Origin of the sequence: Microtetraspora niveoalba (genome assembly GCF_001570405.1) — a bacterium.
Taxonomy (GTDB): domain Bacteria; phylum Actinomycetota; class Actinomycetes; order Streptosporangiales; family Streptosporangiaceae; genus Microtetraspora; species Microtetraspora niveoalba.
In genome coordinates, this window is the sequence record NZ_BBYM01000067.1 from 1 (window position 1) to 14,909 (window position 14,909).

Consider the following 14,909-nt stretch of genomic DNA (forward strand, 5'->3'; position numbering starts at 1 on the left):
CTGCGCCGCGGCGGCCCGCTGCCCTCGGCTCCGCCGGAGCCCGGAGCCTCCGGCGTGTCCCGGCTCCCCGCCGGCCGGGCCCGCGGCGGCCTGCGTCCGCTGCTGTCCGCGCTGCGGCCGGGGTCGCCGCTGCTCCCCATCGGGGCGCGGGTCGCGGTCGGCTGCGCCCTGGCCGGGTGGGCCTCCATGGCGGCCGGGGTGGGCCATCCGTACTGGGCGGTCGTCACCGCCGCGTCCGTCTTCCAGGCGAACACGTCGCTGAGCTGGCAGCGGGCGCTGCAACGCGTCCTGGGCAGCCTCGCCGGGCTCGTGCTGTTCACCGCGCTCCTGCCGGTGTCGCGGATCGGCCCGGTCGCGCTCATCGCGACCGTCCTCGTCTGCCAGTTCCTGACCGAGGCGGCGATGACCCGCAACTACTGGGCGGGCAACGTCTTCCTGACCCCGATGGCCCTGCTGATGACCGAGTTCGCGGTGCGGCAGCCCGGCTCTGTGCTCGTCGCCGACCGCTGGCTGGACACCTGCGTCGGCGCCGCCCTCGGCGTCCTGAGCTGCCTCCTGGTGACCAACCGGAGGGCGGGCGGCCGGGTCGACCGCGCGCTGCGGCGCGTTGACGGGGCGCGGAGCGCGGCGCGCGACCTCGTCGCGGGCGCGCCGCCCGACTCACCACCGGGCTCACCGCTGGGCGCGCCGGAGGCGGCGGCGGTGCGGCGCGAGCTCGCCGAGGCGCTGGTCCAGCTCCGCGAGGCGGTGGACGTCGCCTCCGGCGAGTGGTGGCAGCGGGCGCTGCCCGAGCAGGAGGTCGCCCTCGCCGAGCGCGACGGCCACCGGCTGCTCGCCGAGCTGGCCGCGCGGCTGCCGCTCGCACGGGCCGCCTGACGGAACCGTCCGAGAGGACCGTGCGGGAGGCCCGCCTGACGGACACAGGGGCCATGACGGAGGAAGGGAGTGCCTGGCGTGGAGGACGTCGTCGCCGGAGTGGTGCGGCAGTGGCAGCGGGAGCGCCCCGATCTCGATCTCGGCCCGATGGCTCTGATCGGCCGGCTGAACCGCTGCTCGGCGCTGCTGCGCCAGGCCTCCGACGCGCTGCTGGGCGAGGAGGGCCTGACACGGCCGGAGTTCGACATCCTGGCGGCGCTGCGCCGGGTGGGCGGCGAGCTGACCCCGAGCCGGCTGGCCAGGGAGACGTTCGCGTCCGGCGCCGCCGTCACCAAGCGCGTCAAGGTCCTGGAACGGGACGGGCTGGTGGCGCGCCGGGCCGACGACCGGGACCGCCGGGTGTTCCATCTGTCGCTCACCGGCCGGGGCCGCGAACTGGTCGACCGGCTGCTGCCCGAGCAGCTCGCCCTCGAGGCCGCGCTGCTGTCCGGCCTCGCCGCGGAGCGCCGGGACGAGCTGGCCGCCGCGCTCGGGGAGCTGCTCGTCACCCTGGAGGGACGCCTCGGCGGCCTGCTCGGCTGAGACCACGGGTCAGCCGCGCCGCCCCAGACCGGCGTAGACCCACATCTTCCCGGGGTCGACCGGCCGGGCGAGGTGCGGGTGCCACTCGGGCGCGGTCACCAGTCCCGGCTCGACGACGTCGAAGCCGTCGAAGAAGCGCATGATCCCCGCGCGGTCGCGGGCCACCCACGGCGCGCCCGCCTTCCCGGACACGGCGACGATGTTGCCGATCTCCTCGGGCCGGAACTCGCTGGTCACGTGCGAGATCGCCAGGTGGCTGCCGGGGGCCATGAGGTCGCGCAGCCGCGCGACCACGTCGGCGGGGCGGTCCTCGTCGGGCACGAAGTGCAGCACGGCCACCATGAGCACCGCCACCGGCTCGGAGAAGTCGATCAGCCGGGTGAGGTCGGGGTGGCCGAGGTAGTCGTCGGGGGCGCGCAGGTCGGCCTGGACGAACGCGACGCCGTCGCCGGTGGCCAGCAGCGCGTCGCCGTACCGCGCGACGATGGGGTCGTGGTCCACGTAGACGACGCGGCAGGCCGGGTCGACCTCGCGTGCCACCTCGTGGACGTTCCGCTGGGTCGGGAGGCCTGAGCCGAGGTCGAGGAACTGCCTGACGCCGGCCTCCTCGGCGAGGAAGCGCACGACGCGGCCGAGGAACTCGCGGTTCTGCCGGGCCATGGACCGCATCTCGGGGGCGATCGCGAAGACGGTCTCCGCCGCCTGCCGGTCGACCGCGTAGTTGTCCTTGCCCCCGATGGCGTAGTCGTAGATGCGTGCCGCGCTGGGACGATTGGGGTCCACACCGGGCGGGACGGGACGTTCTTCGGTCACCGCTCACTCCTGGTCGATCCGGGAGAGACCACTATCGCATAAACGATCATCTCGCGCCGTCCCCCGGTGGCCGCCGTCAGGTCCCGCCGGAGCCGTCCCGCCCGTACGCGGACAGGCCGTTGACGATGAGGGTGAGCGCCTCCTCGAAGGCGGCGTCGTCGGGCGCGGGGAACACCCCGTTGATCTCGGAGAGCAGGAACCCCGCGGTGAACGCGAAGAGGGCGTTGCGCATGGCGCCCAGCCGCTCGGCGGGCACCCCGGCGGCGGTCAGCACCCGGCGGAGGACCTCGGCCACCCCGTCCTGGTGCATCAGCCCCGGGTGGGCGCACATGTAGGGGTAGAGCGAGGGGTGCCGATGGGCCAGGGCGCGCAGCCCCGCGCCGAGCGCCCTGATCTGCTCCCGCCAGTCGGAGCTGTCGTCGGCGGGCAGCTCGATCTCCGACAGCACCAGGCCGCGTACGCCGTCGAGGAGCGCCTCCTTGTTGGGCACGTGGTGGTAGAGCGACATCGGGTTGACGTCCAGCGCGGCGGCGAGCTTGCGCATGCTCAGCGCCTCGACCCCCCGCTCGTCGATGAGGCGCAGGGCCTCGGCGTGGATCTCCTCGGGTGAGAGGGGCGTCCCCCTCCGCGCACTTACTGCCATACGCCGTATGGTAGCTTTCCATACAGCGTATGGCTGACAGTGGGGAGTCCCCTCGCGTGACTTCTCCATCCCCTGAAGAGGATGGCTTCCCGCTTTCTCCAGCCGACGCAGCCGGAGCAGGCGACGACCAAGCCCTGACCGATACCCCCCCGGGGCATGTGGAGACGATATCTATGAAGCGATTCCCCCGCCGGACGAATCCGGCGGTCCCCTCTCCAGATCCGACGGCCGAACTCGGGTCGGTTCCCAGCCTCCGGGGGTTGCCCGTCGTCGGGAACGCGCTGCGCATCCCGCGCGACCGTCCGAGCGAGTTCTTCCAGGAGGTGGCCGCGCGCCACCCGGGCGGCGCCTACCGGATGGAGATCCTCGACCGGAGCGTGCTGTTCGTCTACGACCCCGACCTCGTCGCCGAGCTGTGCGACGAGAGCAGGTTCTACAAGCCGGTCGACGCGCCACTGTCGATCGTCCGCGACTTCGCCGGGGACGGCCTGTTCACCGCGCGCGGCGACGACCCGGTCTGGGGGCAGGCGCACCGGATCCTCCTGCCGGCGTTCGGGCAGCGGTCGATGAAGGCGTACTTCCCGCAGATGCTGGAGGTCGCCGAGGCGCTGGCCGCGAAGTGGGCGACCGCCGACGAGGTCAACGTGCCCGAGGACATGACCCGGCTGACGCTGGACACGATCTCGCTCACCGGGTTCGGCTACCGCTTCGACTCCTTCCGGAGCGCCGAGCTGCACCCCTTCCTGCGGTCGATGGGCAACGCGCTGACCGAGGCGATGACGCGCAACCGGCAGCTCCCGTTCGTCACCCGGCTCAAGCGCCGGGCCGACGAGGAGTACCGGGCCGACATCGCCCGGATGCGCGAGCTGGTCGACGACGTGATCCGCGAACGGCGCGCGGGCGGGGGTGGCGGCGGCGGGACCGACCTGCTCGGGCTGATGCTCGAGGCGTCCGACCCGCGCACCGGCGAGCGGCTGTCGGACGCCAACATCCGCGACCAGGTGCTGACCTTCCTCATCGCCGGGCACGAGACCACCAGCGGCCTGCTGTCCTTCGCGATGTACAACCTGCTGCGCAACCCGCACGTGCTGGCCCGGGCGTACGCGGAGGTCGACCGGCTGCTGCCCGGCGACACCGTCCCGACGTACGAGACGATCATGAAGCTGGACGTCGTCCCGCGGATCCTGGACGAGACGCTGCGGATCTGGTCGCCCATCCCCTCCATCGGGCTCGCGCCGTACGAGGACACGGTGATCGGGGGCCGCTACCCCGTGGCGAAGGGCACCAAATGCGTGGTGCTGCTGCCGCCGCTGCACCGGCACCCGAAGGCGTGGGAGCGGCCCGAGGAGTTCGACATCGACCGCTGGCTGCCCGAGAACAAGGCCGCGCACCACCCCCACGCGTACAAGCCGTTCGGGAACGGCGAGCGGGCCTGCATCGGCCGCCAGTTCGCGCTCACCGAGGCCCGGCTGGCCCTCGCGCTCGTCCTCCAGCGGTTCGCGATCTCCGATCCGGAGGCGTACCGGATGGAGATCAAGCAGACCCTCACCGTCAAGCCGGACAACTTCACCCTGCGGGTGCGGCCGCGCCGTCCCGCCGAGCGGCTCGACGCCGGGCCCACGCCGGCGGAGGAGGAGAACGAGGCGGGCGCGGAGGTCCGGGTCCAGGGGGTGGGCCTGACCGTCGCCTACGGCTCGAACCTCGGCACCTCCCAGGACATCGCCGAGCAGGTGGCCGACCGGGCCCGCAGGTCGGGGTTCGCGACCACGCTGACCACGCTCGACGCGCTGGAGCCGCCCCGCGACGGGCTGCTCGTCGTGGTCGCGGCCAGCTACAACGGCCGGGCCCCCGACAACGCCGCCGCCTTCGACGCGGCGGAGAGCCTCGGCGACCTGTCCGGACTGCGCTTCGCCGTGCTGGGGTGCGGCAACACGCAGTGGCCGACGTACCAGGCGTTCCCGAAGAGGGTCGAGGCCAAGCTGCTCGCCGCGGGGGCCGAGCCGATCGTCGCGCGCGGCGAGGCGGACGCGTCCGGCGACTTCGACGGCGACGTGCGGGCCTGGACGGCGGAGCTGTGGTCGGCGCTGGCCGCCGGGTACGGCGCGGACGCGGCGGCGGAGCCCGCAGGACGCCGCTACCGCGCGGAGCTGCTGACGCAGGCGGAGGTGCGGCCCGCGGTCGTCTCCGAGCGGGCGTTCCCGCTCACGGTGGTCGCGAACGAGGAGCTGGTCCGGGACGCGGCCGGGCTGTGGGACTTCGGCGAGGAGCGGCCCCGGCCGGGCGTGCGCTCGATCGTCGCCGAGCTGCCCGAGGGGGTGGCGTACGAGGCGGGCAACCACCTCGCGGTGTTCGCGAAGAACGACCCGGAACTGGTCGCGTGGGCGATGCGCTGCCTGCGGCTGCCCGCCGGGCAGGTGGTGCGGCTGAGCCAGGACGGCGAGCGCGGCACGCACCTGCCGCTCGGCGTCCCGGTGCCGGTGGAGCTGCTGCTGACCGAGTTCGTGGAGTTGCAGGAGGTCGCGACCAGGTCCGACCTGGAGACGCTGGCGTCCTTCACGGAGTGCCCGTGGACGCGGGGCGAGCTGGCCCGGCTCGACTACGCCGAGGAGGTGCTCGCCAAGCGGGTGTCCGTGCCGGCCCTGCTGGAGAGGTACCCGTCGGTCGAGCTGCCGCTGGAGGCGTTCCTGGAGATGTGCGGCCCGATCCGGCCGCGCTTCTACTCGATCTCCTCCTCGCCGCTGGCCGGGCCGCGCCGGGTGCGGATCACGGTGGGCCTCGTGGACGGCCCCGCCTGGTCGGGGGCGGGGCGGTACCGGGGCATGTGCTCGGCCTACCTGGCCGGTCTGGCGCCCGGGGACACGTTCTACGGGTACGTGCGGGTGCCCTCGCCGCCGTTCCACCTGCCCGCCGATCCGGCGACGCCGGTGATCCTGATCGGGCCCGGCACGGGGTTCGCGCCGTTGCGCGGTTTCCTGGAGGAGCGGTCGCTGCTGCCGGGGACGGGCCCGGCGAAGGTGTTCTACGGCTGCCGGCACCCGGAGCACGACTGGCTGTACCGGGACGAGACCTGGGACGCGGACGTCCACCTGGCCTTCTCGGCGCTGCCCGGCCACCCGCACCGGTACGTCCAGGACGCGCTGCTCGCGGACGCCGCCGGCGTTCGGGACCTGGTCGGGCGCGGGGCGTACGTGTACGTCTGCGGAGACGGTGTGCGGATGGCCCCGGCGGTGCGCCGGGCGCTCGCGGAGATCTGCGGCGAGGAGGGTGTGCGGCGACTGGAGGCGGAGGGCCGCTACCAGCAGGACGTCTTCGGCGGCTGAGACCGCGAGGTCCTTTCGCCCCCGAGCGAGGCGCGCTCGGGACCAGGCCGTCCCCGCCGGGCTACGTGCGGGCGAGCGGCGGGGCGGCCGCAAGCGGGTGGCGACAGAAGGCGCACCACGCGCACAATGTGATCATTCACTCCAGGTCCTGGCGGAGAATCGCGCGTGAGACGAACGACGGTGGTGCTGGTCATACTGGCGCTGGGCACGAGCGCCAGTGCGAGCTCGCACACGGCCGGAACGCCTCGTGCGAGCTCTCCTGTGCGGGCCGAGATCGCCGAGCCCGCCGCCGTCTCGCCCGGCGCCTGTCCCGGGGTCCCCAGACAGGCCGACCAACTGCGGCCGGTCACAGTACGGGGGTCCAGGTGGCGGCTGGTCTCGCTCGACGACTCCCGGGGCTACCTCGACGGCGGCACCATCACACCAGACGGCACGCTGTGGGCACTCCATGGCACGCCCGACGCCATGGGCGACCACCTGGTGGCCCGCCGCTGGGACGGCCGGACCTGGACGCAACTGCCGCGGGTGCCGAGCGCCCCTGGCGCGGACCAGGCCCTGGCGGCCGCCTCCCGTGACGTGGCCTGGATCGTGACCCATCCGAGGGGCGAGGGAGACACCTACGCCCCCAGGACACTGTCCGCCTGGAACGGCACGGCCTGGCAGACGGTGCCGCTCCACTTGCGTCCCGGTCCCGACGACCCGCACAGCTCGGCGCAAGGGCCGTGGGTGGTGGCCGGAGATCAGTCGATGCGGTGGGACGGTACGCGGTGGCGGTCGGCCCCGCTGCCCGCGCCCGGCTACTCCGTGGGCGGCACCGATGACGAGCCCTGGGTGGTGGGCGAGATGCCGCTCGGCGGCACGGGTGGCGAGCGGACGCGCGTGGCACGGTGGACCGGAAGCGCCTGGCAGGACGTGCCCATGCCGGACCTGAGGCTGCCGTCGGATGCCGAGCCGGAGCACGGGAACGTCGGCACCCGCCATGTGGAGGCGGCGGTGCGGACCGGTCCTGCGGAGTTCTGGGCGCTCGGAAGCTTCGAATGGGTGGAGCACGACGCCGAGGAGGGTGAGGACGTCTTCCCGAGGCGGCCCTTGGCGATGCGCAACGTCTCCGGCGTGTGGACGTGCTTCTGGGGACCGACGGCGGAGCCCGGCTCGGGCGACGCGATGCCCGGGTTCGGCGACGCGGCGCCCGACGGACGCGGAGGCCTGTGGTCCACTACGGGCAGGTATGACAGCGAGCGCGGCAGTCTGTGGCACCTGTCCGGCGGGCGGTGGACGCTGGAATTCATTCCCGTACCGGATGGCGGCCACGCGGTGGTGTATGACCTGGTGTCGCGCGACCGCACGATCTACGCGCTCGGCTCGATATTCAAGGACGCCGGAACCTCCGCAGGCCGAGCGGCGCTGTGGCGACTCAGCCAGTGATTCGCCAGCCGATGATCAGCCTGTCTGAGGGCCTTCTGAGGGCGGCGGCGCCGCGGTGCCGTACGGGAGGGGCGGGCCGGGGGCCTACGCGGCCTGGAAGTACACCGGCCGCGCGGCCCCTCCCGTGCGCATGGTGGACAGGACCAGGGACTGGACGATGCGCATGACCAGGGCTTCGAGGAGCATGAAGGCCGCCTTGGCCAGCACGGAAGCCAGGAACTCGGACACTTGATACCTCACGGGGGTGAAACAGCACTTAGGGACAGATTTCACCACATAAACGGATGCTGAGGCACCATCAAGGTGAACGGAAGATGAACAGGTGATGGCTACTGCGCGGCCCCGGCGATGGCGGGGACCGGCGTGACACCGGCGACCGGTGTGGCGTCGGAGGCCGGCGCCTCCGTGGCCGGTGTGACGACCGCCCGGACCGCCGCCCCCTCGGCCATACGCCCGAGGAAGCCCACGACAGAGGCGCAGCCGAACCCGATCGTCCACCCGAGCGGCCCGATCGGGCGGCAGCCGAAGAACTGGCTGAGCCCGGGAACGGACACGATCAGGGCGAGGCCGGCGAGCGACGACAACACGGCCAGCATCACCGGGCGGTCCCGGCCTCCGGCGAAGAGCGTCTGCAGCAACTGCGTCCCCACCAGCCCGATCAGACCCACCGTGTCCGCCCGTCCGCGCGTCCCGGTCATCCGCGCCAGTGTCCAGGCCAGCCCGGCGCCCACGGCCGTCGTCACGGCCCGTACGTAGATGTCGCGGGTCAGCGCGGCCCCCAGGGACGCCTCCGGCCCCTCCGCCAGCAGCTTCTCCGGGCTGGTCGCGCTCGGCGGGCGCACCGCCACCATCATCGCGGGCAGCATGTCGGTGAGCAGGTTGACCAGCAGGAGCTGGCGGGCGTTCAGCGCGCTGCGCCGGGTCAGCAGGCTGGAGCCCACGGTGAAGAGGATCTCCCCCACGTTGCCGCCGAGCAGGATGCCGAGCGAGTCGCGGACCGACCCCCACATCGCCCGGCCCTCGACGATGGCGTCGATGATCGTCTCGATCCGGTTGTCCGCCACGACGATGTCGGCGGCCGACCGGGCGGCCGGGGTGGCCCCGGACCCGAGCGCCACCCCCACGTCGGCGAGCCGGATCGCGGGCACGTCGTTGGCGCCGTCGCCGGTGACCGCCACGACCTTCCCGGCCCGGCGCAGGCACGACACGATCCGGGCCTTGTGCGCGGGCGTGACCCGCGCGAAGACCGACACCCGGGGCAGCAGCTCCACCAGCGCCTCGTCGTCGAGGTCGTCGATCTCGGGCCCGGTCATGACCGGCATCCCGTTGAGCGCGCCCACCTCGGCCGCGATCGCCTCCGCCGTGCTCGGATGGTCGCCGGTGATCATGACGACCCGGACGCCGCCGCGGACCAGCCCCTCGACGCTCCGCTTGGCCGTGGGCCGTACGGGATCGGACAGGCCGAGGTAGCCGAGGAAGCACAGCCGGCTGATCCTGGACTCGTCCAGGTCGGCCCGGCTGGAGGCGCGGCGCTCGGCCACCGCGAGCACCCGGTAGCCCTGGCGGGCCAGCCGGTCCACCTCGGCGGTCAGCTCCGCCCGCGTCCGGTCGTCGAGCGGCACGGTCTCGCCTCCGCGCAGGACGCTCTCGCAGCGGGTCAGCACGACCTCCGGCGCCCCCTTGACGCTCAGCAGGTGGCCGCTCTCGGAGAGGCCGAGCACGGCGTGGTAGCCCCGGGCGGGCTCGAACGGCATCTCGTCCACCCGTTTCCACTGGCGCAGGCCGTCCTCCGGGGTCACGCCCAGGCGCGTCGCCCCCTCGACCACGGCCCGGTCGGTCGGATGCGGGATCGCCCGGCCGGCCTCGAAGCTCGGGCCGGCGCGCAGGGCCGCGCCGACGATCGGGCACAGCCGGGGCGAGAGCGCGTCCACGTTCTCCTCGGTCCAGCCGTCGGACACCCGGCCCAGGCTGATGCGCCCCTCGGTCAGGGTCCCGGTCTTGTCGAAGCAGAGCACGTCCACGCGTCCGAGCGCCTCGATCGTCGCGGGGTTCCTGACCAGCGTGTTGCGGGTGGACAACCGCCGGGCGGCGGCCAGCTCGGCGACGGTCGCGATGAACGGCAGGCCCTCGGGGACCGCGGCGACGGACAGGCTCACCGCGGTCGACACGGCGGAGGCGAGCGGAGAGCCGCGCAGCAGGTCGATCACCATGAGCAGCGCGCCGGACCCGAGCGCGGCGGGCAGGATGCGGCGGCTCAGGGCGCGCAGTCGCAGTTCGACCCCGCTCGGCGGCGGCCCCTCGCGGCCCATCTCCGCGGTCCTGCCCACCTCGGTCTCCTCGCCGACGGCGACGACCACGGCCAGGCCGTGCCCGGCCGCGACGGTCGTCCCCTGGTAGACCATCGACGTGCGGTCGGCGACGGCCTGGGCCGTCGTGGGGGCCGTCGTCTTGGTGACGAGCTGGGACTCGCCGGTGAGCGTGGACTCGTCGACCTCCAGGCCGGACGCCCTGATCAGCCGGGCGTCGGCGGGCACCGCGTCCCCGGCGCGCAGCTCGATCACGTCGCCCTGGACCAGGTCGTCGGCGGTCGCTCCCCCGTGGGCGCCGCGCCGCAGCAGCCGTACGTGGACCTCGGTCTTCTCGGTGAGGTGGCGCAGGGCGCGCTGGGCGCCCCGGCGCTGCGCCCCGCCGAGGAGGGCGTCCACCACCATCACCCCGGCGATGAGCAGCGCGTCAAGGACGGAGCCGACGACCGCGGAGACGCCCGCCCCCGTGGCGAGGACCGGGGTCAGCGGGTTGGCGAGCTCCTCCACGGAGGCCCGGACCAGCGACGGCGGTTTCTCGGCGGCGCGCGGCGGAGCCGCCCCACGGCGCTGGAGCGCCTCCTCCTCGGGCAGCCCGGCGGCGGAGGTCTCCAACCGGGCCAGCACGTCGGACGTCGCCATCGCGTGCCAGGGGACACGTTCCGCGGCGGCCGGCGGCCGCTCCCGCCGCAGGCCGCGGCCCACCATCGCGCCGACGATCATCGTCACGAGCGCGGTGGCGTCGCCGAGGAGCACGGCGCTCCGGATCGCGCGCGTGCCCGGGCCCAGCGCCGCCATGCCGATGCCGAACACGGCGCCGAAGAGGCTCACCCGGACGCTGCGCTCACTCGCCTTCCTGGCGTACGCCAGGCCGCGCAGGAGCAGGTGGACGCCCTCCAGGTCCGCGATCGCGTCGGCGTCCCACGGGACGTGGGACGAGCCGGCCCGGAAGACGCCGATGCCGAGGTCGGCCTCGGCCAGCCCGTGCGAGGAGCGGCGCGACACGAGGGCGACGCCGTGCCCGTCCCGCTGGAGCTCGCGCACCGAGTCGACCAGGTGCGCGTTGCCCCGCGCGGTCTGCTCCACCCCGAGCCGGACGCCGAGGCCCGGCTCCCCTCCGGCCACGATGACGCGGGCGGTCCCCTTCGCGGCGGCGGCGAGCGCCTCCGCGAGCGGGTGCAGCTCGGGGGCGAGGCCCACGAGTGCGACCGGCGTGCCGTCCCTGGTCACCTCGACCGGGCGGACGCCGCGATCGCGCCACCGCGACAGCCGTTCCGCCTCCCCCGTCTCCCGCTCGCGTTCGGCGGAGAGGGGCGCGGCGGCCCACTCGCCGTCCGCGCGCCGGGCCCCCGGGTCCTTCAGGTCGAGGAGCGTGTACAACCGGGCGTGCAGGGCGCCGAGGTCTTCGTCCGGCGCGAGCGGCACCACCTCGTCGATCGCCCATCCGCCGGTGGCGAGCACGGCGGCGTCGATGAGGACCGCGTCGACCCGGTCCATGCGGCGCAGCGCGGTGCGGTGCAGCACGATCCCTCCGCGCTCGGACAACACGCGCACGAGGGCGCTGGTGAAGCCGTCGCGGCCGAGCCGCGCCGCCTTGGGCGTGGTGGATATCAGCACCGACACGCCGCGCTCCTGGCTGCGGCTGACGACGGAGGTGAGACCCTGCGCGGCCAGCGCGGCGAAGCTGGCGGCCTCGCCGTACCGCTCGATCGGGCCGTGGGGCAGGGACGCGGCGCGGGGCTTGGCGGGCACCCGCAGGTGACGGTACGCCCCCTCGTGCGCCGCGAACTCCTCCTCGCGCAGCGCCCAGGCGCGGCGGCCGGCCCGGGCGTCGGAGTACCGGCCCGCCGCCGCCATCGAGTCGAGGAAGAGGCCGATGGGCCGCACCGCGAGCGTCTGGATGACGATCCGGGTCACCGTGAACAGGGTGTCGGTGGCCGGCACGCCGACGCGGCGCTCCAGCGCCACCCGCACGCGGGGCGTGTGCTCGACGAGCTGCACGAACGCGGGGACGGTCGGCGGCAGCCGCCGCGCGCGGGTGAGGAACCCGGCCAGCGCGAGGCCGGTGCCGGCCAGCCCGCCGAACAGCGCGATGCCCGCGTGGACCTGCTGCTCCACGCCGTCGCGCGCCCACCGGACGCCGCCGGTCTGCTCGGCCTCCTCTTCCTCTTCGTCCTCGCCGGCGCCGCCCGCGTCGTCCGCGCCCGCCTCGTCGTCCGGATCGTCCCCGGGCTCGGCCCCGGCGGTGTCGCACTCCTCGACGACGGCCAGCAGCCGGGACATGTCGGCGTCCTCGGCGCAGCTCACGTAGACGCAGCCGAGGGCGCCGTTCACCTCGGCGCGGTGGGCGCCCGCCTCACGCAGGCGCGCCTGCAGCGCCTCGGCGGCCTCCCGCGTGGCGGGGCCGCCGATGTGGCGCAGTTCGATCCGTGCTCCGCCCGCGCACGCCTGGATGCGGCGCGGGCGCGGTACGAAACTTCGCAGCGGCTCCGGCAGGATGCTGAGCAGCGTGCCGACGGCGGGCAGACGGTGGAGCCTCATGTCAGCTCCGGCCTGTCGTGCGGGCCTGGCGGCGGTCGGCGGCGAGGGCGGCGGTCCGGAGGCGCGACGCGCCGCCCGGACGGGATGGCGGGATCACCTGCTCGTCCGGCCGGCTCCGGCGGTGGTCGCCGCCGGGGTCTCGCGCCGCTCCCGCGACCAGGCTTTGGACTCCTCCATGCGCCCGCGCTGAGCGAGCACCGTGCCGACGCCGATGGCGGCGGCGACCGGCCACTCGATCACACCCAGGACGGCCAGGGCTCCGAGCCCTCCGTAGTAGATGACCCGCTCGGGCGGCGGGAGGAACGACCGCGCGACGTCCACGGCGTGGCCGACCTCCTGGCGGCTGACGTGCGGCATCTCCATGTGCGGCATGCCGAGATGGGGCCGGTGGAACTGGAGGCTGACCATCGGCAGGTTGAGGGTGAAATGCCCGTCGTGCCCGTCGTGCCGCTCCTCCGGGGTCGCGGCGGGCGTGGGCGCCGGCCGGGCGGCGGTGCGCGCCCCGGCGGGCGTCGTGGGCGTGGCCGTGCGTGCGGCCGTGGGCGTGGGCGTGGCCGTGCGTGCGGCCGCGCGCGTCCCGGCGGGCGTCGTCGGCGTGGCCGTGCGCTTGCCCGCGGGCTTCTCCACGGCCGGCTGCTTCCTCGTCACGGGCCGGGGCGTCGTCGTGGCCGCGCGCGCACGAGGCGTGCGGCCCGTCTGGGGCGTCTCCGTCACGATCGAGTCCCTCCTCCACCCGGGAGTGGTCCCCCGGCAAGACGGCAGGGAGGACGCGTCCGCGTCGCGGGTCGGTACCTCCCGTATCTCCATACTTGGCCCGGCCGCCATTTACGGAAAGCCCTAATCGCGTCCTTTTACGGTCCCATTCTGGATCCGGGAGGCTCAGCCGCCCCAAGGGCCGATCAGCGTCCGGAAGCCGCCGCGACGGTCAGCCGTACCCGCTTCGGCGGCTGGGCGAGGGGCGCGGGCAGCCGCAGCGGCCCCCGCCCCGGCGTGACGGTCCCGAGCACGCGCGGTCCCGAGGCCCCCGTGCAGGCGGGCACCGTCCCGGGCAGCCCGTGCGCGGTCAGCCAGCCCAGGAACGAGAAGGCGATCGCCTCCTTGGCGTCGGACGGCACGCCCAGCTCGTCGCTGGCGACGAACCGGGCGGCCGGCGCCCGCCGCCGCAGCTCGTCCATGACCACCGGGTTGCGCAGCCCCCCGCCGGAGACGACCACCGTGTCCAGCCGGTGGCGGCGGACCTCGGCCGCCGCGGTCTCCCCGGTCAGCGCGGCCAGCGTCGCGAGCAGGTCCGGCAGGTCCAGCCCGTACGGCGCCGCCGCGCGTGCCAGGTATCCCTCGTGGAACAGCTCCTTGCCGGTGCTCTTGGGCGGCGTGCGGCGATAGTACGGGTCGGCGAGGAGGTCGGCGAGCATGCCCTCGTGGATGCTCCCCGCGGCCGCCAGCCGGCCGTCCTCGTCGTACGGCATGCCGGTGGCGGCGAGCACGGCGGCGTCCAGCAGGGCGGAGGCGGGGCCGGTGTCGTAGGCGGCACCGGCGCCGGGCACGGTGAGGTTGGCGATCCCGCCGAGGTTGAGCGCGCCCGTGCGGCCGGGCAGCCCGGCCAGCAGCGGCACGTCGAACGCGGCGACCAGCGGCGCGCCGTGGCCGCCCGCGCTGACGTCGCGGACGCGCAGGTCCGAGACGACCGGGACGCCGAGGAGCTCGGCGATCCAGGCGGGCTGGCCGAGCTGGAGCGTGCCCAGGACCCGGCCGTCCTCCACCCAGTGGTAGAGGGTCTGCCCGTGGGAGCAGACCAGGTCCGCCTCCGGGCACTCGTCCGCCGCCCGCGCGAACGCCTGGCCGATCAGCGTGTCCAGGCGGCACACCTGCGCCATGTCCACCGCGCGCGGCGGCAGCGCGGCGACGATCGCGGCCCGCAGCTCCGGTTCGTACGGCCGCGCGCCCACGTGCTCGACCACGCCGTGGAGGACGTCGCCGTCGACGGTCCAGTCCACGACCGCGTTGTCGATCCCGTCGTGGGACGTCCCCGAGATCAGTCCGAGCACCCGCACGCCTGCTCCTTGTCGGGATTCTTCATAGGAATATAGTTCTTGGAAGATTATCTACACATGGAGAGCGTGTGACGACTCTGGTCATCGGCGTCGACGGCGGCGGCACCGGAACCCGCTGCGTGGTGGCGACTCGTACGGGCCGGGTGGCCGGCAGGGGACGCGGCGCGGGAGCGAACGTGCTCTCCGCCGCGGACCCGGCGGGCAGCCTGCGCTCGGCGCTGGAGGGCGCGCTCGCCGGCCTCGAGCGCGACCGGGTCGCCGGCGGGGTGTTCGCCCTCGCGGGCGCGGGATCGGCGCCGGAGCGGGCCGACGCCCTCGCCGCCGAGGCGTGGCGGGCCTGCGGCCTGCCCGGGCG

General features: G+C 74.6%; 11 protein-coding genes. 5 read left to right on the forward strand and 6 right to left on the reverse strand.

What is annotated here, in order from left to right; all coding sequences use genetic code 11:
* Together AWQ70_RS36720 and AWQ70_RS36725 are read left to right on the forward strand one after the other, a co-directional pair.
* Positions 1-876: FUSC family protein (locus tag AWQ70_RS36720; protein ID WP_174552460.1), on the forward strand; the 876-nt coding region annotated here is incomplete at its 5' end.
* A 78-nt stretch (positions 877-954) separates the two neighbouring features.
* Positions 955-1,458 (forward strand): MarR family winged helix-turn-helix transcriptional regulator, encoded by a 504-nt coding sequence (locus tag AWQ70_RS36725; RefSeq protein WP_067186788.1) that lies wholly within the window; start codon positions 955-957, stop codon positions 1,456-1,458.
* A gap of 9 nt (positions 1,459-1,467) precedes the next feature.
* Here the strand turns inward: AWQ70_RS36725 and AWQ70_RS36730 are convergent, their stop codons facing one another.
* Entirely contained in the window at positions 1,468-2,271 is an 804-nt protein-coding gene (locus tag AWQ70_RS36730) for an SAM-dependent methyltransferase (RefSeq protein ID WP_067186790.1), read from the reverse strand.
* Positions 2,272-2,347: 76 nt separating this feature from the next.
* Entirely contained in the window at positions 2,348-2,914 is a 567-nt protein-coding gene (locus AWQ70_RS36735; RefSeq protein WP_067186792.1) for a TetR/AcrR family transcriptional regulator, read from the reverse strand.
* Positions 2,915-3,087: 173 nt separating this feature from the next.
* Here AWQ70_RS36735 and AWQ70_RS36740 point away from each other — a divergent pair, with 173 nt between their 5' ends.
* Together AWQ70_RS36740 and AWQ70_RS36745 are read left to right on the forward strand one after the other, a co-directional pair.
* Positions 3,088-6,234: a bifunctional cytochrome P450/NADPH--P450 reductase gene (locus tag AWQ70_RS36740; protein WP_067186794.1), complete on the forward strand. Its 3,147-nt coding sequence runs from the start codon at positions 3,088-3,090 to the stop codon at positions 6,232-6,234.
* Positions 6,235-6,399: 165 nt separating this feature from the next.
* Positions 6,400-7,659 (forward strand): hypothetical protein, encoded by a 1,260-nt coding sequence (locus AWQ70_RS36745; protein WP_157530903.1) that lies wholly within the window; start codon positions 6,400-6,402, stop codon positions 7,657-7,659.
* Between the two features lie 84 nt (positions 7,660-7,743).
* Here the strand turns inward: AWQ70_RS36745 and AWQ70_RS39680 are convergent, their stop codons facing one another.
* The 4 genes from AWQ70_RS39680 to AWQ70_RS36765 form a co-directional block, all read right to left on the reverse strand.
* A complete protein-coding gene (locus tag AWQ70_RS39680) occupies positions 7,744-7,887 on the reverse strand; it encodes a hypothetical protein (RefSeq protein WP_157530905.1) in 144 nt (47 codons plus the stop codon).
* A gap of 101 nt (positions 7,888-7,988) precedes the next feature.
* Positions 7,989-12,503: a cation-translocating P-type ATPase gene (locus AWQ70_RS36750; RefSeq protein ID WP_067186799.1), complete on the reverse strand. Its 4,515-nt coding sequence runs from the start codon at positions 12,501-12,503 to the stop codon at positions 7,989-7,991.
* Between the two features lie 93 nt (positions 12,504-12,596).
* Positions 12,597-13,217 (reverse strand): hypothetical protein, encoded by a 621-nt coding sequence (locus AWQ70_RS39685; RefSeq protein WP_157530907.1) that lies wholly within the window; start codon positions 13,215-13,217, stop codon positions 12,597-12,599.
* Between the two features lie 185 nt (positions 13,218-13,402).
* Positions 13,403-14,554: an anhydro-N-acetylmuramic acid kinase gene (locus AWQ70_RS36765; protein ID WP_067186804.1), complete on the reverse strand. Its 1,152-nt coding sequence runs from the start codon at positions 14,552-14,554 to the stop codon at positions 13,403-13,405.
* 68 nt (positions 14,555-14,622) lie between these two features.
* Between AWQ70_RS36765 and AWQ70_RS36770 the strand changes: the two genes are divergently transcribed.
* Positions 14,623-14,909, forward strand: a 287-nt coding sequence (locus AWQ70_RS36770; protein ID WP_281197193.1) for a BadF/BadG/BcrA/BcrD ATPase family protein, incomplete at its 3' end; no start/stop codon positions are given.